Annotated in this window: 20 protein-coding genes and 1 pseudogene; 14 read left to right on the top strand and 7 right to left on the bottom strand. The window is 64.1% G+C overall.

Translation table 11 applies throughout. The features are described 5' to 3' along the window. Positions 1–108: 108 nt before the first annotated feature. Positions 109–423 (top strand): annotated as a pseudogene (locus tag NQV17_RS17840) (helix-turn-helix domain-containing protein); the annotation flags it as partial. 83 nt (positions 424–506) lie between these two features. Here NQV17_RS17840 and NQV17_RS17835 read toward each other — a convergent pair. The 3 genes from NQV17_RS17835 to NQV17_RS17825 form a co-directional block, all read right to left on the bottom strand. Beyond that, complete coding sequence (locus NQV17_RS17835; protein WP_257773243.1) at positions 507–3,605, bottom strand: efflux RND transporter permease subunit; 3,099 nt, start codon at positions 3,603–3,605, stop codon at positions 507–509. Next, positions 3,602–4,729 (bottom strand): efflux RND transporter periplasmic adaptor subunit, encoded by a 1,128-nt coding sequence (locus NQV17_RS17830; protein ID WP_257773242.1) that lies wholly within the window; start codon positions 4,727–4,729, stop codon positions 3,602–3,604. Before NQV17_RS17830 ends, NQV17_RS17835 begins: the two co-directional genes overlap by 4 nt. Before the next feature lie 76 nt (positions 4,730–4,805). Beyond that, on the bottom strand, positions 4,806–5,423 hold the full coding sequence (locus tag NQV17_RS17825) for a TetR/AcrR family transcriptional regulator (protein WP_044843507.1): 618 nt from the start codon (positions 5,421–5,423) through the stop codon (positions 4,806–4,808). Between the two features lie 98 nt (positions 5,424–5,521). Here NQV17_RS17825 and NQV17_RS17820 point away from each other — a divergent pair, with 98 nt between their 5' ends. From NQV17_RS17820 to NQV17_RS17790, 7 genes are all read left to right on the top strand, one after another. After that, the gene (locus tag NQV17_RS17820) at positions 5,522–6,988 is read left to right on the top strand and encodes an efflux transporter outer membrane subunit (RefSeq protein WP_257773241.1); all 1,467 of its coding nucleotides are present in this window, start codon (positions 5,522–5,524) and stop codon (positions 6,986–6,988) included. A 236-nt stretch (positions 6,989–7,224) separates the two neighbouring features. Then, positions 7,225–8,157, top strand: a complete 933-nt coding sequence (locus NQV17_RS17815) for an AraC family transcriptional regulator (RefSeq protein ID WP_257773240.1) — start codon at positions 7,225–7,227, stop codon at positions 8,155–8,157. A gap of 373 nt (positions 8,158–8,530) precedes the next feature. Further along, entirely contained in the window at positions 8,531–10,000 is a 1,470-nt protein-coding gene (locus tag NQV17_RS17810) for a catalase (protein WP_257773239.1), read from the top strand. Positions 10,001–10,066: 66 nt separating this feature from the next. Beyond that, positions 10,067–10,708 carry an HD domain-containing protein gene (locus tag NQV17_RS17805; protein WP_257773259.1) on the top strand — a complete coding sequence of 214 codons (642 nt, stop codon included), beginning with the start codon at positions 10,067–10,069 and terminating at the stop codon, positions 10,706–10,708. Positions 10,709–10,867: 159 nt separating this feature from the next. Continuing rightward, the gene (locus tag NQV17_RS17800; RefSeq protein WP_257773258.1) at positions 10,868–11,614 is read left to right on the top strand and encodes a glucose 1-dehydrogenase; all 747 of its coding nucleotides are present in this window, start codon (positions 10,868–10,870) and stop codon (positions 11,612–11,614) included. A 318-nt stretch (positions 11,615–11,932) separates the two neighbouring features. After that, positions 11,933–12,469: a DUF3331 domain-containing protein gene (locus NQV17_RS17795; RefSeq protein WP_257773238.1), complete on the top strand. Its 537-nt coding sequence runs from the start codon at positions 11,933–11,935 to the stop codon at positions 12,467–12,469. 547 nt (positions 12,470–13,016) lie between these two features. Beyond that, entirely contained in the window at positions 13,017–13,724 is a 708-nt protein-coding gene (locus NQV17_RS17790; RefSeq protein ID WP_044843508.1) for an SDR family NAD(P)-dependent oxidoreductase, read from the top strand. A 124-nt stretch (positions 13,725–13,848) separates the two neighbouring features. Here NQV17_RS17790 and NQV17_RS17785 read toward each other — a convergent pair whose 3' ends face one another. Further along, a complete protein-coding gene (locus NQV17_RS17785; protein ID WP_257773237.1) occupies positions 13,849–14,781 on the bottom strand; it encodes a LysR family transcriptional regulator in 933 nt (310 codons plus the stop codon). 336 nt (positions 14,782–15,117) lie between these two features. On the opposite strand from NQV17_RS17785, the gene NQV17_RS17780 reads away from it, so the two are divergent. From NQV17_RS17780 to NQV17_RS17755, 6 genes are all read left to right on the top strand, one after another. Beyond that, positions 15,118–15,582 carry a RidA family protein gene (locus tag NQV17_RS17780; RefSeq protein ID WP_257773236.1) on the top strand — a complete coding sequence of 155 codons (465 nt, stop codon included), beginning with the start codon at positions 15,118–15,120 and terminating at the stop codon, positions 15,580–15,582. A 271-nt stretch (positions 15,583–15,853) separates the two neighbouring features. Further along, entirely contained in the window at positions 15,854–16,273 is a 420-nt protein-coding gene (locus NQV17_RS17775; RefSeq protein WP_124485459.1) for an organic hydroperoxide resistance protein, read from the top strand. 66 nt (positions 16,274–16,339) lie between these two features. Then, positions 16,340–16,666 carry a DUF4148 domain-containing protein gene (locus tag NQV17_RS17770; protein ID WP_257773257.1) on the top strand — a complete coding sequence of 109 codons (327 nt, stop codon included), beginning with the start codon at positions 16,340–16,342 and terminating at the stop codon, positions 16,664–16,666. Positions 16,667–16,756: 90 nt separating this feature from the next. Beyond that, a complete protein-coding gene (locus NQV17_RS17765) occupies positions 16,757–17,083 on the top strand; it encodes a DUF4148 domain-containing protein (RefSeq protein WP_257773256.1) in 327 nt (108 codons plus the stop codon). Positions 17,084–17,155: 72 nt separating this feature from the next. Continuing rightward, the gene (locus NQV17_RS17760) at positions 17,156–17,485 is read left to right on the top strand and encodes a DUF4148 domain-containing protein (RefSeq protein ID WP_257773235.1); all 330 of its coding nucleotides are present in this window, start codon (positions 17,156–17,158) and stop codon (positions 17,483–17,485) included. Positions 17,486–17,626: 141 nt separating this feature from the next. Continuing rightward, a complete protein-coding gene (locus NQV17_RS17755) occupies positions 17,627–18,370 on the top strand; it encodes a GNAT family N-acetyltransferase (RefSeq protein WP_257773234.1) in 744 nt (247 codons plus the stop codon). 124 nt (positions 18,371–18,494) lie between these two features. On the opposite strand, the gene NQV17_RS17750 is transcribed toward NQV17_RS17755, so the two are convergent. The 3 genes from NQV17_RS17750 to NQV17_RS17740 all read right to left on the bottom strand — a co-directional run bounded on the left by NQV17_RS17750 (position 18,495) and on the right by NQV17_RS17740 (position 19,588). After that, positions 18,495–18,950, bottom strand: a complete 456-nt coding sequence (locus NQV17_RS17750; protein ID WP_257773233.1) for a MarR family winged helix-turn-helix transcriptional regulator — start codon at positions 18,948–18,950, stop codon at positions 18,495–18,497. A gap of 126 nt (positions 18,951–19,076) precedes the next feature. Beyond that, complete coding sequence (locus NQV17_RS17745; RefSeq protein ID WP_185500367.1) at positions 19,077–19,220, bottom strand: hypothetical protein; 144 nt, start codon at positions 19,218–19,220, stop codon at positions 19,077–19,079. After that, positions 19,217–19,588, bottom strand: a complete 372-nt coding sequence (locus tag NQV17_RS17740; RefSeq protein ID WP_044843515.1) for a GFA family protein — start codon at positions 19,586–19,588, stop codon at positions 19,217–19,219. Before NQV17_RS17740 ends, NQV17_RS17745 begins: the two co-directional genes overlap by 4 nt. Between the last annotated feature and the right edge of the window lie 114 nt (positions 19,589–19,702).

The raw sequence follows: 19,702 nt of genomic DNA, 5'->3' as shown, positions 1-19,702 counted from the left end.
TTGGTTGTGGTGGCTAGATTGAAATGTCCGCTTTTGGCTACATAGAAATGTCCGCTTTCGGGGCGCGTAAGCTGTCCGGCCGCCGGGTGTCCGGCGTCGGAGGCTGCGATGACTGCAACGGAGCGGATCACGATGACGATGCGCGAGCTGGACCGATTCAAGGTCATTCAGGACGTGGCGGACGGCAAGCTCAAGCCGTGGCGCGCGGTCGAGCGACTCGGGCTGACAACGCGGCAGATTCGGCGACTGGTCGGCCGATTGCGTGAGCACGGGCCGCAAGGTCTCGTGTCTCAACGACGCGCGAAGCCCGGCAACAATCGATTGGACAGCACGACGGCTGACCGGGCACTGTCGATCATCCGTGATCGCTACGCCGATTTTGACCCGACGCTGGCCTGCGAGAAGCTCCCGGAATGCCACGGCGGAGTTGCCTTCCGTCCGGACGCGTCGTTGCCGGTTCACATCGACGCCCCGGGCGAGACCGTCATCGCCCGGGGCGCACATGCCTACGTCGTCACGCTGGCACTGGGTTCGAGCGCAGGATTGTTTTCCCCTGCCCCGGGACGGATCTTGAACCAGATCGAGTACATAGCTGGCAGAAACACCAACGTCAGGATCGTTCCGGCGAATGTTCCTCCGATAAGCGTATAAGCCAGCGTGCCCCAGAACACGGAATGGGTAAGCGGAATGAACGCAAGCATCGCGGCGACCGCAGTCAGGATCACGGGCCGCGAGCGCTGCAGCGTGGCCTCCACCACCGCATCGAACGGCGTCATGCCCGCGCGCGCGTTCTCTTCGATCTGGCCGATCAGGATCAGCGTGTTGCGCATCAGGATGCCGGAGAGCGCAATGAGTCCCACCAATGCGTTGATGCCGAAGGCCTGATTGAACAGCAGGAGTGTTGGCACCACACCGATCAATCCCAGCGGACTGGTCGCGAACACCATCATCGTGGCGGAAATCGAGCGCGTCTGAAAAATGATGATGAGCAGCGTCAGCGCGATCATGATCGGGAACAGCGGCGCGAGCGCAGTTGTCGCCTTGTTGGCCTCCTCGATGGAGCCGGCCTCCTCGATCCGGTAGCCGCCCGGCAGCTTCGCGATGATGGGCTGAAGCTGCGCGAGCATCGCGGTCGACACATCGGGCGGTTGCAACCCTTCGGCGATATCGCCGCGCACGGTGATCGTCGGCGTTCGATCGCGCCGGCGCAGGATCGGATCCTCCATGCGGATGTCGACTTTGCCGACCTGCGAGAGCGGCACCCGCTGCCCTGCGGTGCCGATCAGCGTGAATCCGTCGATCCGTTGCGGGTCGAGCCGGATGTCGCCCGCCGAACGCGCGACAAGCTCCACCGAACGAATGTCCTCGCGCACGTGCGTGACGGGAATGCCGGTCAGCAGGAATTGCAGTTGTTGCGCGACCGAGCTGGACGTCAGTCCAAACGCCCCGAGACGATTTTGATCGAGCGTGAAATGCACGGTGGGAACGCGCGGCCCCCAGTCGGCGTTCACCGTTCGCATCATCGGGCTGGCGTTCATGGTCCGTTCGACCTGTGCGGCGATGGTGCGCAACGTCTGGGCGTCCGGGCCCATGACCCTGAACGCAACGGGGTAAGGCGAGTAAGGGCCGAACACCAGCTGCGTGACGCGAACCTGCGCCCCGGGCACCAACCCTTCCGCGATGACCTTGCGCAAACGGAATTTGAGCGCTTCCCGTTGTCGCTCGTCATTCGTGCGGATCACGATCTTCGAGAAGGACGAATCCGGCAACTCCGGAGACATGGCCAGATAGAAGCGCGGAGCGCCCTGCCCGATGTACGAGGTCACGATCTTTGCTTCCGGCTGCTTCGCGAGCCATGCCTCGACTTTTTCCGTTGCCGACGCGGTCTGCTCGATCGAAGTCCCATAGGGCATCTGCACTTCGACGAGCACTTCCGGGCGATCGGAAGTCGGGAAGAATTGCTTCTTCACGAGCCCCATGCCCATCACGGCGACCACGAACGATCCGACCACGATCCCGGCGACCATCCACTTGCGCGCGACCACGCGCCCGAGGAAGCGGCGAAAGCGCCGGTAGTTCGGCGTGTTGTAGATCGCCTCGTGGCCGCCTTCGATCACGGCAATGTCGGGTAACAGCTTGACGCCGAGATACGGTGTGAAGACGACGGCCACGATCCACGAGGTGACCAGCGCGATGCCGACGATCCAGAACATGTTGCTGGTGTATTCGCCGGCCGTCGAGCGCGCAAAGCCATTCGGCATGAAGCCGACCGCCGTGACCAGCGTGCCCGACAGCATCGGTGCGGCCGTGTGGCTCCAGGCGTACGCTGACGCCTGGACGCGGCTATAGCCCTCCTCCATTTTCACGACCATCATTTCGATGGCGATGATCGCGTCGTCGACGAGCAGGCCGAGCGCGAGGATCAGCGAACCGAGCGTGATGCGGTCGAAGCTCTTGCCCGTTGCGGCCATGACGACGAAGACGCCCGCGAGTGTCAGCGGCACCGCCGCCGACACGACGATGCCGACGCGCCATCCCATGCTCGCGAAGCTCACGACCATCACAACGAGCAGCGCGACAAAGAACTTCACCATGAATTCGTCGATGGCCGAATGGATGTTGACGGCCTGGTCGGTCACCTTCGTGAGGCTCACGCCCAGCGGCAGCCCGGCATTGATCGATGCGACTTCCGCGTCGAGCGCCTTGCCGAGGTTGAGCCCGTTCCAGCCGTCCCGCATCACGACGCCGAGGAGCAACGCCGGTTCGCCTTTGTTGCGAATCTGGAACGTGGCCGGGTCTTCGTAACCGCGTTCGACGGTCGCCACATCGGAGAGCTTCAGTGTGCGGCCCTGAACGACGATCGGCGTGTCACGGATGGTCTGCAGCTTGTCGAAGGCGCCTTCGACACGAACGAAGACCTGCGCGCCCGCCGTATCGATCGAACCAGCCGGCGTCAGAACGTTCTGGTTGTTCAGCGCGGCAAAGATCTCCTGCGGGGTCACGCCGAGCGTCGCGAGCCGGTCGTGCGAAAACGACACGTAGATCCGTTCCGCCTGCTCGCCGATGATGTTCACCTTCTTGACGCCCGGCACATGAAGAAGCCGCTGGCGTAACCCCTCGGCGTCGCGCACCAGCGAGCGTTGCGGCTCCCCTTTCGCCTTGAGCGCGAACAGCGCGAACGTTACGTCGGAGTACTCATCATTGACGAGCGGGCCGATCACGCCGGGCGGCAGGTTGCCCGCTTCGTCGTGCAGCTTCTTGCGCGCCTGATAGAACTCCTCGGGCACGTCCGCGGGCGGCGTACTGTCGAGCAAGGTCACGGTGGTGAAGGCCAGCCCCGGACGCGTATAGGTCTCGGTCCGGTCGTACCAGCGCAGCTCCTGCATGCGCTTTTCGAGCGGCTCGGCCACCTGGTCCTGCATTTCCTGCGCGGTCGCGCCGGGCCATGCCGTAATGACCGTCATCGACTTGACGGTGAATGGCGGATCTTCGGCCCGCCCCAGTTTCAGGAAGGCAATCACGCCGGCGATCGAAATCAGGATGATCAGAAACAGCGTGACCGAGCGCTCCCGCACCGCAAGAGCCGACAAATTGAAGCCGCTCATTGCGCTGCTCCTTGCGTGGAGACGGATGCCGCGGCCAGCTTGTCGTTGGCGAGACGCACGCGCTCTCCGTCGTGCAACAACTGGGCACCGAGCGCGACGACCTGGTCGCCTTCGCGAAGATCGCCAGTCACCGTCGCACTGTCGTCGCTCAATGCGGTGACACGAACCTTGTGCCAGGTCACACGCGATTGAGATCGATCGACGGTCCAGACGCCGGTGCCGGTGCCCGTGCCCGGATCGAACAAGGCGCCGACCGGCACCACCATGCCGGCCTGTGTCTGGCCGGCATCGCCGGCGAGATCGATGGTCACGGTCGCGCCGAGCGGTGCATTCGAGAGCGCGCCCTCGAGGACGTATCTGGCCTCGTAGGTCCGTGTCAGCCGATCGGCAGAATCGGAGAGCTGGCGCAGGACGGCGGGAACGGGCTTCTGGTCCGCGCCGTAAAGCGTCGCCGCGGCAATCGAGCCGGAGGCAGGACGCAGCGTCTCGGGAAGCTGGACGACGGCCTCGCGGGGGCCGGCATGCGCGAGCCGCACGACGATTTGTCCCGGCGCAACGACCTGGCCCGGCTCCGCCAGCGTCTCGACCACCACGCCGTCGGCGTCCGCCATGACGACGGCGTATCCGGAAGCATTGTTGGCGAGCACGGCCTGCGCCTGCGCTGCGACGAGCTGGGCCCTGGCGGAATCGGCGGCCGCCTTGAGCTGGTCGTAGGTCGATGCCGACACCGCGCCCGCCCCGACGAGATCCCGATACCGCGCCTCGTCGGCAGCCGTCTGCGTCGCGCGCGCCTGCGCAGCGTCCACGAGTTTCTGCTGCGCACGGGCCTGCAGCCCCAGATCGATTGGATCGATGCGCATCAGCGGCTGGCCGCGCTTGACCGTTTGGCCCGCGTCGACCAGTCGCTCGATGACTTTACCCTGAACGCGGAAACCGAGATCGCTCTGAACGCGGGCGCCCACGACACCCGAAAACGACCGGCTCGTACCCGCCGCGCCGTGAACGGCGCTTGTACGCACAAGTGGCGCTTCGGTACGCGGATCAGCAGCCGGATGCTCGCCGCATGCTGCGAGCGCAAGCGAAGCCAGGCCCAATGTGTAGACAAGACGATGGCGCCGGAACATGAGGTCCCCTCTCGCAAAGAACAGGAGACCTCATTCTGATACCAGTGACCAAATCAGTCAATAGTCACTGCGCGATTCATGGAGCGAGACTTCTGAGGACGAGGTTCGCGAGTTGGGCCGTCGCCTCTTCCGCACCATCGAGGTTGTACTGGAGCATCAACGGATTGAAGTAAGGCTTCATCACCAGAAAGATCGCATTCACCGCCTCGTCCGGCGGCGTCTTGCGTTCGAATTCGCCGGTTTCGCGTCCGAGTCGCAGGATATCGGCGATGAGTTGCCGGATCTGGTCCTCGTAGCCTTTGACGGAGGGCCAGGGCGATGCGGCCGCCTCGGCGGCGATATCGTAGAGCTTGCGATCCTGGAAGAAAAGCTGGCTTCCAGACGCAAGCAAGGTCTTGAACATACGGCGAAATTTCTCGGTTGCACCGTGCGCGCCGTCGACATTTTCGCTGACTGCGGCCACGATCGCGGCGAGCCGATTGGCGCAGATGACCTGACCGATCGCCTGTTTGGAGTCGAAAAACTTGTAAATATAGGCTTTTGAAAACCCGATTTCCTTCGCGAGGTCGGAGACCGTGGTTTTTTCGTAGCCGTAGCGGCTGAAGTATTCCGTTGCGGCGTCGACGATCTGGGCGCGAACTTCGTGGTCCGAGGGGCCACGGGACGAAGAGGTGGAGGGAGTCGGTTTGTTCATGCGTCAAGCTTAGTCCCACGCTCGTCAGTTGACAACGTGTGACCATATTGTATATTGGTCACTATATTTCCTCTCCCGTTGTCGCTCCCGAGATGATCATGCCCTTGCGCCGTCCACTTGTTCTCCTGACTAGCGTCGCCGCCCTTTCGGCGTGCGCCGTGGGTCCCGACTACCACCGCCCGGATGCGCCGCTGGCGCAGCACTACATGACCCAGCCGCCCGCCCGCGCGGCAAAGGCGCCGGTTGCCGACCTGTCCGCATGGTGGAAAAGCTTCGACGACCCGCTGCTCGCGCATTACGTTTCGCTGGCGCTGGCCCAGAACCTGGACCTGGCCCAGGCCGTCGCGCAAATCACTCAGGCGCGCGCGCGCCTCGGCACGGCCAACGCGGCGCTCCTGCCGTCGGCCTCGGTTTCCGCGTCGGCGGCACGAGCCTATCAGTCTGTCGATACGCCGTTGGGGCGAGTGCTCAATGCCACGCCGGGGTACGAGCGCTGGGGCACCGCGTACGAAACCAACCTGGAGGCCGGTTGGGAGATCGACATTTTTGGCGGTCTGCGCCGGCAGCGTGAAGCCGCGCTCGCCGATTACTCGGCAACGCAGGCGGCGGCAGTTGCTACCCGGCTTGCCGTCGCGGCCCAGACTGCCGATATCTACGTCACGATCCGAGGCCTCCAGGCCCGTCTGGATATCGCGACCCGGCAGGTGCAGACGCAGCAGGCGCTTCTCGCAGACGTGAAACTCCTGTATTCGAAGGGCGCGGCAGCCGACTATCAGGTTCAGCAGGCGCAAGGTGCGCTCGACCAGGTGCAGGCCAGCGTGCCCGTCCTCCTCGCGGCGCTTGATGCGGCGTCGAACGCCCTCGACGTGATGCTCGGTACACCTCCTGGCACGCACCGCGCAGAGCTGGGCTCGCCTTCCCCGATCCCCGTCGCGCCGGCGCTCGCGGAAATGGGCACGCCAGCCGATCTGCTGCAAAGACGTCCCGATCTGATCGCCGCCGAACGTCACCTCGCCGCCGCCAATGCGCGCATCGGCGCTGCGATCGGCGAGTACTACCCGACGGTCTCGCTGAACGCCTTCCTCGGCAGCGCGACCTCGGCCGCCGCCGGTACGTTGTTCTCGGGCGGCGCCAACCAGGCGGCCGGCCTCGTCGGGCTGCGCTGGCGACTGTTCGATTTCGCGCGCATCGGTGCCGATGTCGACGCGGCGAAAGGCGCCGACGCGCAGGCGCTCGCAGCATATCGGCAGGCCGTGCTCCGCGCCTCCGAGGACGTCGAAAACTCGCTCTCGTCATTGGTGAATCGAGAGGCGCAGGCTGCCACGCTGTCGCATGCCGAGTCGTCGTTTTCCCGCGCCAAGGATTCCTCGATGACCGCGTACCGCAGCGGTGCGGCGAGTTTCATCGACGTATTGCACGCCAACGAGACCCTGCTCCAGGCCGCCGACGCGCGTGCACAGGCACAGACGGAATCCGCTCGTGCAGCGATCTCGACGTTCAAGGCGCTCGGCGGCGGCTGGGACCCGGCATCGCACGATGCGCAGACGACGCTGAGCTCACGCTGACGCCGCCGCCCTGCACTGGCGCGCGCAATGGCGCCTGCGCACGTTCCTGGTTCGCGCAATCGCGCACCGCACCATTGACGTGCGCGTCGCGCCCGCGATCGGAGAGCGTCTCGCGCGTCACGACACCAGTCGCGCGCCAGTCATCGAATTGCGCTAAATTGGGCCTGTTTTCATTTGAACCCGCCGTCGGGTAAAGGCACACGACGCCTGTACGGGCGCACTCCAAGGCGCGATGAATGAACGATAGGAATCACGTCGATTTCGGGCAACCCGTTGCAGACGACGCCCTCGCCAAACGGTTTCTACTGCGAGATGCGCCCACCGTGCGGGCCGGCGTTTTCTCCCACGGGCAGCCTATCTCGTTCACACGGCTGACCAACCCCCGGCCTCAACCGGGGCGCTCGCTCACGCCGCAACCGGAGGAAGCCTTTGTCTTTCAGATGCCGCTGATACTGAGCCCCGATCCCGGCCTCCGTTATTCAGGCGGTAACCTCGATGCTTCCGCGTCGTGCAGTCCCGGCAGTTGCTTTCTGCTCGACCTGCGCTCGAGCCCGACGCGCCGTCTCGACATGCCGTTCGATACCATGCGGCTCTATCTGGCCCAGAGCGCGATCGAGGAATTCACCGATCAAAAGCGGCGCCGGCGCATAGGCGGACTCGTGCAGCCGCATCTCGGCGCCAGCGACCCGGTGCTGTTCAGTCTTTCGCATACGCTGCAGGCGGTCCTGCAGCAGCCCGACCTGACGAGTGCGCTGTTCATCGATTATCTCGCGCTGGCGTTTTGCGAACACGTCGTCACACGATATGGCCGAGCCGGTCCGGCGCTCCGGCCGCGCCGCTCCGGCCTCGCTCCGTGGCAGATGCGGCGCATCGAAGATTATTTCGCGTCCCACCTGCACGACAATCCTTCGATTGCCGATCTCGCGCGCGAGTGCAATCTCTCCACCAGCTATTTCGGTGAAGCCTTCAAGCAGACGACCGGCAGCACACCCCATCAGTGGCTGCTCAAGCGCCGCATCGAGCGCGCGAAATCGCTGTTGCGGGAAACAGATGCGAGCCTGGCCAGCATCGCATCGGACTGCGGATTTTTCGACCAGAGTCATTTTTCGCGCGTGTTCTCGCGCCTCGAAGGGTGCGGGCCGAAAGACTGGGCGCAGCGGAACCGATAGCGCCGGACAGGTGCGAACGTCGTTATCGGCGCTTGCACGCCCGCTCGATATGCGTCGACGCGCGACGCACCACCGCCTCTGATCCGAGTTCAACCACTGCCCCGGTGTCCGACGGCCGTCCGCGATTCGTCCATCGAATCGTTGTTTTATACAAGATCGTTCTGGCACCCGACAGGTACGCTTGTCTCACATCGACTCGTCGATGCCTGCGCGGCTCGTCACGGATCGAGCGGGTGGCCGTCGCGGTATGGCCGTTTCTTTTCACCGCACCCGCCGGGATAGCACGCTGATTTGCCCGTAAAGTTTCGCGCGGCCGCCAGCCTTGAACGGTATGGCGCTGCGCCGGTCCGCCCAACCCTCCTGGAGTCGAGGCATGAAAAACCGCGATACGTCTACGCGTCTTGATCACGCAACGGGCGCGCCCGTTGCCGACAATCTGAACATCGAAACGGCCGGCCCGCGCGGCCCCGCGCTGCTGCAGGATATCTGGCTGATCGAGAAACTCGCGCACTTCGACCGCGAGGTGATTCCCGAACGACGCATGCACGCCAAAGGATCGGGCGCGCACGGCGTATTCACGGTAACGCACGACATCACGCGCTACACCAAGGCCAAACTCTTTTCGGAAATCGGCAAGGCAACGCCTGTATTCATGCGATTTTCGACGGTCGCCGGCGAGCGCGGCGCCGCCGATGCCGAGCGCGACATCCGCGGCTTCGCGGTGAAGTTCTATACGGAAGAAGGAAACTGGGACATCGTGGGCAATAACACGCCCGTGTTCTTTTTCCGTGATCCGCTGCGTTTTCCCGATCTCAACCACGCGATCAAGCGCGACCCGCGCACGGGACTGCGCAGCGCAAACAGCAACTGGGATTTCTGGACGCTTTTGCCGGAGGCGCTTCACCAGGTCACGATCGTCATGAGCGACAGGGGCATTCCGCGCAGCTATCGCCACATGCATGGTTTCGGCAGCCATACGTTCAGCCTGGTCGATGCCGACAATCGGCGGACGTGGGTAAAGTTTCACTTCCGTACGCAGCAAGGCATCGCGAATCTGACGGACGGCGAAGCCGAACAGCTCGTGGGCAAGGACCGCGAAACGCATGGCCGCGATCTTTACGAAAGCATCGAGCGCGGCGACTTCCCGCGCTGGACGCTCTTCATTCAGGTGATGAACGACGACGAGGCCAGGTCTCTGCCGTTCAATCCGTTCGACCTGACCAAGGTCTGGCCGAAAAGCGATTTCCCGTTGATCGAGGTCGGCGTACTCGAATTGAACCGCAACCCGGGCAATTATTTCGCCGAGGTTGAGCAGGCGGCCTTCTCGCCCGCGAACGTCGTGCCCGGCATCGGCTTTTCGCCGGACAAGATGCTGCAGGCACGTCTGTTCTCTTACGGCGACACGCAACGGTATCGGCTGGGTGTGAACTTCAATCACATTCCCGTCAATGCGCCGAAGTGCCCCTTCCACAGCTACCACCGCGACGGCGCCATGCGCACCGACGACAACCTCGGCGGCACGCCTTCTTACTATCCGAACAGTTCCGGCGAGTGGGAAGTGCGGCCCGATCTTCACGAGCCGCCGCTGCGAATCGAAGGCGACGCTGCGCATTGGGACCACCGCGTGGACGTCGATCACTTCGCGCAGCCAGGAAACCTGTTTCGCCTGATGAGTCAGGCGCAGCAACAATTGCTGTTCGACAACACCGCCCGCCAGATGGCCTCGGTTCAGGCGCATATCCAGGAACGCCACATCCTCAATTGCACGAAGGCCGACTCCAACTACGGCGCGGGTGTTCGCGAGGCCCTGGCGAAAATCGGGGCGACGACTGCAGCGAAGTAGCCAGCCATTCGCGTGCGGCGTCCGCGACGACGCCGGCGTCCGCTCACATTTCGATGGAGGACCGTCATGCCAGAGTTCATTCAGGATGTCGCGGTGCCCGACAGTCAGCTTGCACGGGAAATTACCGAGTTCGTGCGCGACACGTCCACCCCGCTGCTCTTTCATCATTCGAGCCGCGTATATTTGTTCGGCGCGCTCGAGGGCGTGCGCCGCGGCCTGAAATTCGATCCGGAACTGTTGTACGCCGGTGCCATGTTTCATGACGTCGGCCTCACCGGAGCGTACAGCAGCGCCACCGAACGCTTCGAAGTCGACGGGGCCAATGCGGCCCGCGACTTTCTCTCGGGCCGGGGCATCAACGCGGCCGACATCGATCTCGTCTGGACGGCGATTGCGCTGCACACCACGCCCGGCATTCCGCGCCATATGCATCCGGTCGTCGCGCTGGTGACCGCCGGGGTCGAGATGGATGTGCTCGGACTGTCGTACCACGCGTTCACGCACGAGGAACGCGAAGCCGTGACGCATGCGCATCCGCGCCCGCCGCACTTCAAGGAAGAGATCATTCAGGCGTTCTACGACGGCATCAGGCACAAGCCGGAAACCACGTTCGGCAACGTGAAAGCCGACGTGATCGTCGACAAGGAGCCTCATTTCCATCGGGGGAATTTCTGTTCCGTCATCCGTAATTCGGCATGGCCGGGTTGAAGATGCCGTGTCCCGCGCATCGATGCCCGGCCAGTCGCGCCGCGCCACTCGATCGCGATCGTACGCAGGTCCGCATAGGCAGAAAACACCGGCGATCGCATTGGGCGAGACGGCATGCCGGTGTCCATCAACGGAATCATTCACACTGAGGTGAACATCATGGGCAAGCTTGCAGGGAAAGTGGCCGTCGTAACCGGTGCGTCGAAGGGTATCGGTGCCGCCATCGCCAAGGCGCTCGCAGCAGAGGGCGCGTCGGTCGTAGTGAACTACGCAAGCAGCAAGACGGGCGCGGACGACGTCGTGTCTGCCATCACCACGGCCGGAGGAAAAGCGGTTGCCGTCGGAGGTGACGTGTCGAAGGCCGCCGATGCGAAAGGCATCGTCGATGCGGCGATCGAAACGTATGGCCGCCTCGACATCCTTGTCAACAACTCGGGCGTCTACGAGTTCGCCCCGATCGAGGCGTTCACGGAAGCGCAATACCGCAGGCAGTTCGACATCAACGTGCTCGGCGTCCTGCTCACCACACAGGCCGCTGTCCAGCACCTGGGCGAAGGCGCCAGCATCATCAATGTCAGTTCGGTCGTCTCGACGCTCACACCGGCGACGACTGCCGTCTACAGCGGCACGAAAGGCGCGGTGGATTCCATCACGGGCGCGCTCGCACGTGAACTCGGGCCGCGAGGCATTCGCGTGAATACGATCAATCCCGGCGTGATCGTGACCGAAGGCGCACAAAGCGCCGGGGTGATCGGATCGGAGTTCGAGAGTTCGGCGGTCAGCCAGACGCCGCTCGGGCGCGTGGGCAGACCGGACGACGTTGCGTCGATTGCGGTTTTCCTCGCGTCCGACGACGCAAAGTGGCTGACGGGCGAGCATATCGTCGCCAGTGGCGGCATGCGATGACGCAGGTTCGCGAAACCGCGCACGCACGGTCGGCCTCAAAATCGACGAAACAAGCGTGACGGTCGTTCTGGATTTCTCACGCTTCAGTGTGTCCTCACGTCCAGTTGAAGCGTGACGACCGAAGTCACCGACACGAAACGTCGACGCCCGTACTTTGCAAGTGTGACCCGCATTCGCGGGTCACCTCCCTCTCCCGCTTTTCACGCGTTTTTCGTTCGTTGAACGGTGCGTGGCCGGGGATCGGCGTCAGCACGATCGCACACGCCGGGTTCACGCCGACGTCGCCTTTGACGCTTATCCAATGGCGATCATGAAGCTATGGAAAACACTCCAGGTACCGACGATGTCACGAACGGCATCAGCGACCGGCATCGCTGGGACAGGATTCTCGACGCCCTGCGATCGCCTCCGGCCGCACTGCCCTTTCCGGGAGTGGCTGAGCGTGCGTGCATGAGCCACTCAAACCTGGGGGCCGTCCGCATTGTGATTCTCGAGCGCCCGTCAACCGACACCGTTCTCATCTCGTGGAGCAGCTCGACGGCGTGTCGATATGGCGAACAGACCTGGCGGAGAGTGATTGCCCGAGAGGACGGGGTTTGCATTCTGACGGGCGACTCGATTGCCCGGGGGGATTCGGTCTTTCGTCCAAAGCGCACACGGAATGCGATGTGCAGCAACTCGATGGCGATGATCAAGGCGTCGTCCATCGATCTGCCGCGGTATCGGGTCGGTCAGACATCGGCCAGGTTGGTCGCGGAACCCAAGCCCTCGACGCCAGACCGGCTCGGAGATCGGCACGCAGATGCTCTCTCCGATCTCGAACCGCACCTTGCCCGACTGTTCTCCGAGGCTTGAGTCGGCGGCCGACGTAAGCGAGAAAACGGAGACGTACGGACCGTTGCCGTGATTGCAGTTCCATTCGATGCGCCAGCAGATGAGCAAGCCTGAGCCGCGGAAGGCACAGGAAGCGTATGCAGGTCAGGTCAGACGCGTTTTCGTACTCGCCGGTTTCGATTCATATCGATGCTATTGTGATAAGAAAAGTTATCCGGATAGATCTGATAAACCATCGAAGTACCCGACGTGTCCGAGCACACCATCGCGCGGCATTGACAGCACTTCCTCGCACGAATCCCGGATTTCACAGCGATTCGACGCGCGGTGTCGCCCACGATTGCAGCCTCGCTCGAAGCTTCGTTCGCAGCCGCGTCGATTCCCCTTCCGCCGCAACGATCGCCGTCGCGGCCGCCCCGTTCTTTCCCGCATTTGTTCCCGCGACGCAAGACTGTTGGTCCACGGCGGGTGTTCGAACTCCGGCCCGACGCGCCTAAAGTCTGGTCCATCGGATTCATCGATCCGGTCGGCACCAACGCCGAAAACCAGTCACCTGTCGAGGCATATCATGAGCACATCCAAAGTCATCATCGTCACCGGCGCATCGCAAGGCATCGGCGCGGAGACGGTCAACGCATTCCGCGCCCACGGTCATCGGGTAGTCGCGACGTCCCGTTCGATCGGCGCGTCGGACGATCCCGATCTGGTCACCGTCGCGGGCGACATCGGCGACCCGGCTGTCGCGCGGCGGGTGGTCGATACCGCACTCGAGCGCTTCGGCCGGGTCGACACGCTCGTCAACAACGCCGGCGTGTTCATCGCGAAGCCGTTCACGCAATACACCGCGGACGACTATGCGACCATCACCCGCGTGAACCTGGACGGGTTCTTCCACGTCACGCAGCGCGCGATCGCGGCGATGCAGCGCAACGGCGGCGGACACGTGGTCAGCATCACGACGAGCCTCGTCGACCACGCGAACAGCAACGTGCCGTCGGTGCTTGCATCGCTGACGAAAGGCGGACTCAACGCGGCGACGAAGTCGCTCGCAATCGAGTACGCGAAGGCCGGCATCCGCGTGAACGCCGTGTCCCCCGGCATCATCAAGTCGCCGATGCATGCGCCCGACACGCACGCGACGCTCGCCTCGCTGCATCCGGTCGGCCGGATGGGCGAGATGAGCGACATCGTCGGCGCGATCCTGTATCTCGATTCGGCGCCGTTCGTTACCGGCGAGATCCTGCACGTGGATGGCGGCCAGAGCGCCGGGCATTGAGCGGCGACGATGGGAGACTGCGCCGGGGCAAAGGGGGCAAATGGTGAGCGGCGGTCCGGCAACGGCGCTGCCGCGCCATTCGCGCCCCGCTCTGCCCCGTTGCCGGCATTCTCCCCGGACGCGCCTAGCGCGCCCGCTTGCCGGGCGCCTGTTGCAGATGTTCGACGAGAAAGTCGACGAACACGCGCACGCGCGAAGACAGATAGCGCGCGTGGGGATACAGCAGCATGAACGGCCGCGACCGGCCGCCCTGGCCGGACAGCACCTCCGTGAGCGTGCCCTCGCGCAGATCCTGGTCGACGATGAAGCGATAGGTCTGGAACAGGCCCGCACCGCTGCGCGCGAGCGTGACGCCGGCGAGGACGTCGCCCGACGTGCCGTAGCCGCCGGTCGTCGCGACGTCGATTTCCGCCGAGCCGTCGTTGAACAACCATGGAATCGGCCGGCCGCTGCTCGGCAGCTCGAACTGGATGCATTCGTGCGCGTGCAGATCGTCGACGGCGCGCGGCACGCCGGCGCGTTTCAGGTAGCCGGGCGTTGCGACGACAACGAGTTCCGCATCCTCCAGCTTGCGCGCGACCAGGCTCGAATCCGCCGGCGCGCGGCCGCGGATCGCAAGATCGAAACCCTCCTCGGCGAAGTCGATGTTGCGGTTGCTCAGATGCGTTTCGACGCGCACGTCCGGATATCGCTCGCGAAACGCGGGTAACAGCGGCAGCACGCGATAGTGTCCGTACGGCGTCGGCATGCTGATGCGCAGCACGCCGGCCGGCGTGGCCTGCTGGCCCGTCGCTTCGCGCTCCGCGTCGACGAGCTGCGATAGCGCATCACGGCATTGCTCGAAATAGCGCCGGCCGGAATCGGTCAGGCGGATCTGCCGTGTCGTCCGTACGAACAGGCGTACGCCGAGACGCTCCTCGAGGCGCGCGACCGACCGGCTGACCGCGGCCGGCGTGACGCTCGCAGCCGTCGCCGCGAGCGTGAAGCTGCCGAGTTCCGCGGCCAGGCAGAACAGCTCGATGCTGCCGAGCAGCAGGTCGTCGAATTTTCTCTGCATGGGGCGCTCCTGCTGCTTCGTGCGTGGCGTGGGCAACGCGAACGTAGGCATCACGGAATCGCGCTCGCGGCGAGCCGGCGCGCGCCGTTTCGTCGCGTGACGCTGAAGCAGCGAGTGTGCATGAATCCCGGCCGGGAAACCAGCGTACCGACGACCGTCGCCGGCAACCGTTCGCGCCACATTGCGCCGCGCGCGATTCGTTACATCACGTGTCGATTCAATTGCGCGAACGATATTTACCGGCGTCGACCGCATTACTAGAGTGACTGCCAGAGACCCATGCGAGTGAATCTTCCGAGCCTGGGCGCCACACAATCTTCCGCGAAGGAGCAAGCGATGACGATCGAACAGAAGCTGGCCGAACTCGGCCTCACGTTACCCGAACCGCCGCAACCGCTCGGCAGCTACACGGCCGTCAGCGAAGCCGGCAACCTGTTGTTCATCTCCGGACAACTGCCGCTCGTCGACGGCAAGGTTGCCTATACAGGCCGCGTCGGCGAACGGCTGAGCGTCGACGACGGGCGGCATGCGGCGCAACTCGCGGCGCTGAACGTGCTTGCGCAGATCCGCAAGCACCTCGGCGGGTTCGACCGCCTGCATCACATCGTGCGTGTCGAGGGGCACGTTGCGTCGGCGGACGGCTTTTTCGGCCAGCCGGCCGTTATCGACGGTGCATCCGACCTGTTCGCCGCCGTGCTGGGCGACAAGGCCGGGCATGCGCGCTCGGCGTTTTCCCAGCGCCAGTTGCCGGCCGACGCAGCCGTGATTTTGGTCGCGATCGCCGAAATCCGGCCGGCGTAGCCGCGTTGCGGTTGCGCGGGCAGCCGCCGTTCCGACGGCGGCCGCCCTGTCCGCACCCGGAATGTCGCGCGACGCGATCTTTTCGATATAAGGGATGGAACACCGCACATCCTTGCCTGGCAAGGCCGTACACGATCCAGATACATTGAAATACAAAATATCGCATGCGATTTAATCGAATCCGCTTGACGAGGGCCGGCGTCTCGACCAAACTGCATCGCATGCGATCGAATCGCATTAGATAGAACCTTCCAACCTGACGGAGTGAACGATGAGCAAGATCGAAAAAGTGCTGTACACGGGCAAGACGCATACGACTTCCGGCGGCCGCGACGGCGCGGCGCGCAGTTCCGACGGTCGCCTCGACATCCAGTTGTCGTCGCCGGGCACCGCCGGAACCGGCACGAATCCGGAACAACTGTTCGCGGCCGGCTGGTCGGCCTGCTTCATCGGCGCGATGCAGCTCGCGGCACGTGCGGCGAAGGTGACGCTGCCGGCCGATCTCGCGGTCGACGCGGAAGTGGACCTGGGCATGGGCGGCAACGCGTACTTCCTGCAGGCCCGCCTGAACGTGAGCGCGCCGGGGCTCGATCGTGACGTCGTGCAGCACATCGTCGACACCGCGCATCAGACCTGCCCGTACTCGAAAGCGACGCGCGGCAACATCGACGTCGAAATCCGCATCGTCTGAACGTTGAATCGGGCGGCCAGGGGCCGCCCTCCCGAATCTCCTGCCATTTTCTTGTCGAGGTAAATGATGAAGACCCAACTGATCGCCGCCCTGCTCGTCGCCGTGTCCGCTGCCGTTGCCGCGCCGGCCTTCGCCAGTGACGCCGTCGTGACGCGTGCGCAAGTGCGCGCCGAACTCGTGCAGCTCGAACGGACCGGCTACCCGCTGAACCGCGCCAGCGACGCGACCTACCCGGACAACCTGCAGGCCGCGCTGACGCAGATCCATGCGGACGACGCGGTGGCCAACGCACCGTCGAACGCGGGCTACGGCGGCGACGCAGTCGCGTCGACGCAGTCGGGCCGACGCGTGGTCGTGCAGATGGCCGAGCGTTCGATCTATTTCGGTCGTTGAGCGCGATCCGCGATTCCGGACGAATCGCGCCGACATGCCGCACACGCCTGAACGCCCCGTTTCTTTCCATTGAATCTGTCGAGGTAAATGATGAAAACCCAAGTGATCGCCGCCCTGCTCGTTGCCGTATCCGCCGCCGTTGCCGCACCCGCCTTTGCCAATGAAGCCGTCGTGACGCGTGCGCAAGTGCGTGCCGAGCTCGCCCAGCTGCAGCAAGCCGGCTATGTGCCGAGCCGCGCGAACGATCCGCACTATCCGGACGACCTGCAGGCCGCGCTGACGCGTATCCATGCGAACGACACAGCCGCAGCCGATACGGCGACGTCCGGTTACGGCAGCGACGCGGCAGCCGGCACGCAGTCGGGCAGCCGTCTCGTCACGCGTGTCGCCGAGCGCTCGATCTACTTCGGCCATTGAATGAAACCGCGATCGGCGCCGATTGCCGGCGTGCGACGCCCACACTCCGATCACTCTTTTCTGTCGAGGTAAATGATGAAGACCCAACTGATTGCTGCCCTGCTCGTCGCCGTGTCCGTTTCCGCTGCCGCACCGGCATTCGCGACCGAAAGCACCGTCACGCGCGCGCAGGTGCGGGCGGAACTGGCCGCGCTCCAGAAGGCCGGCTACCTGCCGAATCGCCCGAACGATCCGAACTATCCGGAGAATCTGCAGACCGCGCTGAAGCGGGTTCGCGACAACGCCGCGACAGCTGCCGATACCGATGCATCCGGTTTCGGCAGCGACGCGGACGGCGCGACTCAAGCCGGCAGCCGGAACGTCGTTCGCACGGCCGAGCGCTCGATCTACTTCGGTCATTGAGCACCGCGCCGCAATCGACGACGTCATCCATCAAATAAAGCGTATGCGATATAATCGCATGCGCTTTTTGTTCGTCTGAGACCTGAATGGACGATCGCGTCTATGCTGTGCGACGAACGACCTTCAATCAGGGAGCAGGCAATGCGGCAAGCAACGACGGGGAACGAAGGAAGCGGAGCGCATCCGCTCGACAACGCCGTGTGGCATGCGCTCGCCGGCGAGCAGCAGCGTTTTGCGCTCGGCGACGAGCGCGCGCGGCGCTTTCCTCCCGAACTCGCGCCGTTTGTCGGCCTCGCCGAGCGCAGCCCCGCCGCTTTCGACGCGTTGCGCGCATTGATCGACACGCACGGGCCCGCGGCACTGGTCACGCCTGACGAGATCCCGACGCCGGCCGGATGTTCCGTGGTCCGGCGCGCGGTGCTGCATCAGATGATCTGGCAGGGAACGCCTGACGATGCGCAGCCGCTGGAGCATGTCCGGCTGACCGAAGTCGACGTACCGGCCATGCTCGAGCTGATCGCGGCGACGGAGCCGGGTCCGTTCGGCCCGCGCACGATCGAATTCGGCGGCTATCTCGGTGTACGGAGAGAAGGACGGCTCGTGGCGATGGCCGGTCAGCGACTGACTGCCGGCGGCCATACGGAGATCAGCGCCGTGTGCGTGGATCCCGCCTTTCGCGGCCAGGGCCTCGCGGCCGGACTGATCCGCGCATTGATCGCGCGGATTCGCGCGCGGGCGGAAACGCCGTTTCTGCATGTGCTGTCGTCGAATCGCGTCGCAATCGAGCGCTATCTGGCACTCGGTTTCGCGATCCGTCGCGACATGCAATTGCTGGTGTTGGGGCGTGAGGATACCGGGACGGGCCAGCCCGAGCGTCACCCGTAAGCAACCGAGCGCAGCATTGCAAAAGTCGGTCCGGACGGCCGGAAAAGCATGGACATCGTGGAGGAAGCCGGCTGCAATCGCATCGCCGGCTCGACATCGAGCCGGCGGCCAGGCTATTCGTGGTTTACTCGTCGATCGAATCGATCAGGTTGCCGCGCAGCGTGACGATCGCCTTCTGCATCTTCGCGAATTCGTCGGGTTTGAGCCCGGTGGCTTCGACGAGATTCATGTCGAGCCCCTTCTCGCGCACGCGGCGACCGCTTTTCGTCAGGCTCACGACCACCTGGCGCTCGTCCGACGGATCGCGGTGCCGTTCCAGATAACCCATCACCTCGAGCTTCTTCAGGATCGGCGTCAGCGTGTTCGATTCGAGGAACAGCTTTTCGCCGAGCTGCCCGACCGTCTGGTCGCCCTCCTCCCACAGCGCAATGATCGTGATGTATTGCGTGTACGTGAGGCCGAGCTCCTCGAGGATCGGCTTGTAGGCCTTGCCGAACGCGAGGTTCGTCGAGTAGATCGCAAAGCACAGGAACTCGGACAGCTTCGGCGTGGCGGGCGATTGGGTTTCGGTCGGTTTCATGAGCATCCTCCATCGACACGGGAGCGTGTCGCAGATGAATGCATTATATATCGCATGCGATCTTATCGGAAGCTTGATTATCGCTTCCGATCGACGGCATGCGACGCGTGCGATGCCCGCTCACGCTCAGGCTCGATCGCCGTCGTTCCGGCCCCGGCGCTCGCCGTGCCGTTGCCGGCTGATCGACAGCAGCGAACACTGCACCGGATGCGCGATTTCGGTCGCGAGGCCGCCTGCGGCGAACAGCAGGATCGTCAGCCAGCGTTTCATGCATCCTCCACGACGGACAGGCTCGCGCCGTCGGCGACGGTCGCATCGAGCGCATACGGATCGACGCCTTCGAGGCAGCCGAGATTGACGCGCCAGCACGCGGGATCCTTGCGCGTCTGATGAAACGGGTAGACGCCGCACCGGCTGCAGAAAAAGTGACGGGCCGTGCGCGTGTTGAAACGGTAGGTCGTCAGCGCGTCCTCGCCTGCGACGATCTTCAGGTCGGCGGCGGGGAACATCGGGCTCATCAGCGCGCCGCGACGGCGGCAAAGGCTGCAGTTGCAGCGAACGGCCGGCGCAAGCGCGGTCCGGACCTGGAATTTCACGGCGCCGCAATGGCAGGATCCGTTGAACCATGTAGCAGACATGTCGTGCTCCTCGAGAGGTGATGTCTGCTTTATAACGAACCCGGGCGGACGCGTTGTATCGCTCTGTATCCGCGCGGTGCGCAGACACAGAGCATTGCAATTTTGTCGCGAACG

The organism is Burkholderia sp. SCN-KJ (assembly GCF_024656005.1).
In the GTDB taxonomy this organism is placed as follows: Bacteria; Pseudomonadota; Gammaproteobacteria; order Burkholderiales; family Burkholderiaceae; genus Burkholderia.
Note: the sequence above shows the minus strand (reverse complement) of the source record. Positions and strands in the feature narration are given on the sequence as shown.

Excerpts from the sequence above, each read along its gene's own strand:
- NQV17_RS17810 (WP_257773239.1), top strand. The coding sequence starts at position 8,531 with ATGAAAAACCGCGATACGTCTACGCGTCTTGATCACGCAACGGGCGCG.
- NQV17_RS17745 (WP_185500367.1), bottom strand. The coding sequence starts at position 19,220 with ATGAAACGCTGGCTGACGATCCTGCTGTTCGCCGCAGGCGGCCTCGCG.
- NQV17_RS17755 (WP_257773234.1), top strand. The coding sequence starts at position 17,627 with ATGCGGCAAGCAACGACGGGGAACGAAGGAAGCGGAGCGCATCCGCTC.
- NQV17_RS17825 (WP_044843507.1), bottom strand. The coding sequence starts at position 5,423 with ATGAACAAACCGACTCCCTCCACCTCTTCGTCCCGTGGCCCCTCGGAC.
- NQV17_RS17795 (WP_257773238.1), top strand. The coding sequence starts at position 11,933 with ATGGAAAACACTCCAGGTACCGACGATGTCACGAACGGCATCAGCGAC.
- NQV17_RS17780 (WP_257773236.1), top strand. The coding sequence starts at position 15,118 with ATGACGATCGAACAGAAGCTGGCCGAACTCGGCCTCACGTTACCCGAA.
- NQV17_RS17830 (WP_257773242.1), bottom strand. The coding sequence starts at position 4,729 with ATGTTCCGGCGCCATCGTCTTGTCTACACATTGGGCCTGGCTTCGCTT.
- NQV17_RS17820 (WP_257773241.1), top strand. The coding sequence starts at position 5,522 with ATGCCCTTGCGCCGTCCACTTGTTCTCCTGACTAGCGTCGCCGCCCTT.
- NQV17_RS17790 (WP_044843508.1), top strand. The coding sequence starts at position 13,017 with ATGAGCACATCCAAAGTCATCATCGTCACCGGCGCATCGCAAGGCATC.
- NQV17_RS17765 (WP_257773256.1), top strand. The coding sequence starts at position 16,757 with ATGAAAACCCAAGTGATCGCCGCCCTGCTCGTTGCCGTATCCGCCGCC.
- NQV17_RS17815 (WP_257773240.1), top strand. The coding sequence starts at position 7,225 with ATGAACGATAGGAATCACGTCGATTTCGGGCAACCCGTTGCAGACGAC.
- NQV17_RS17750 (WP_257773233.1), bottom strand. The coding sequence starts at position 18,950 with ATGAAACCGACCGAAACCCAATCGCCCGCCACGCCGAAGCTGTCCGAG.
- NQV17_RS17775 (WP_124485459.1), top strand. The coding sequence starts at position 15,854 with ATGAGCAAGATCGAAAAAGTGCTGTACACGGGCAAGACGCATACGACT.
- NQV17_RS17805 (WP_257773259.1), top strand. The coding sequence starts at position 10,067 with ATGCCAGAGTTCATTCAGGATGTCGCGGTGCCCGACAGTCAGCTTGCA.
- NQV17_RS17785 (WP_257773237.1), bottom strand. The coding sequence starts at position 14,781 with ATGCAGAGAAAATTCGACGACCTGCTGCTCGGCAGCATCGAGCTGTTC.
- NQV17_RS17770 (WP_257773257.1), top strand. The coding sequence starts at position 16,340 with ATGAAGACCCAACTGATCGCCGCCCTGCTCGTCGCCGTGTCCGCTGCC.
- NQV17_RS17800 (WP_257773258.1), top strand. The coding sequence starts at position 10,868 with ATGGGCAAGCTTGCAGGGAAAGTGGCCGTCGTAACCGGTGCGTCGAAG.
- NQV17_RS17835 (WP_257773243.1), bottom strand. The coding sequence starts at position 3,605 with ATGAGCGGCTTCAATTTGTCGGCTCTTGCGGTGCGGGAGCGCTCGGTC.
- NQV17_RS17760 (WP_257773235.1), top strand. The coding sequence starts at position 17,156 with ATGATGAAGACCCAACTGATTGCTGCCCTGCTCGTCGCCGTGTCCGTT.
- NQV17_RS17740 (WP_044843515.1), bottom strand. The coding sequence starts at position 19,588 with ATGTCTGCTACATGGTTCAACGGATCCTGCCATTGCGGCGCCGTGAAA.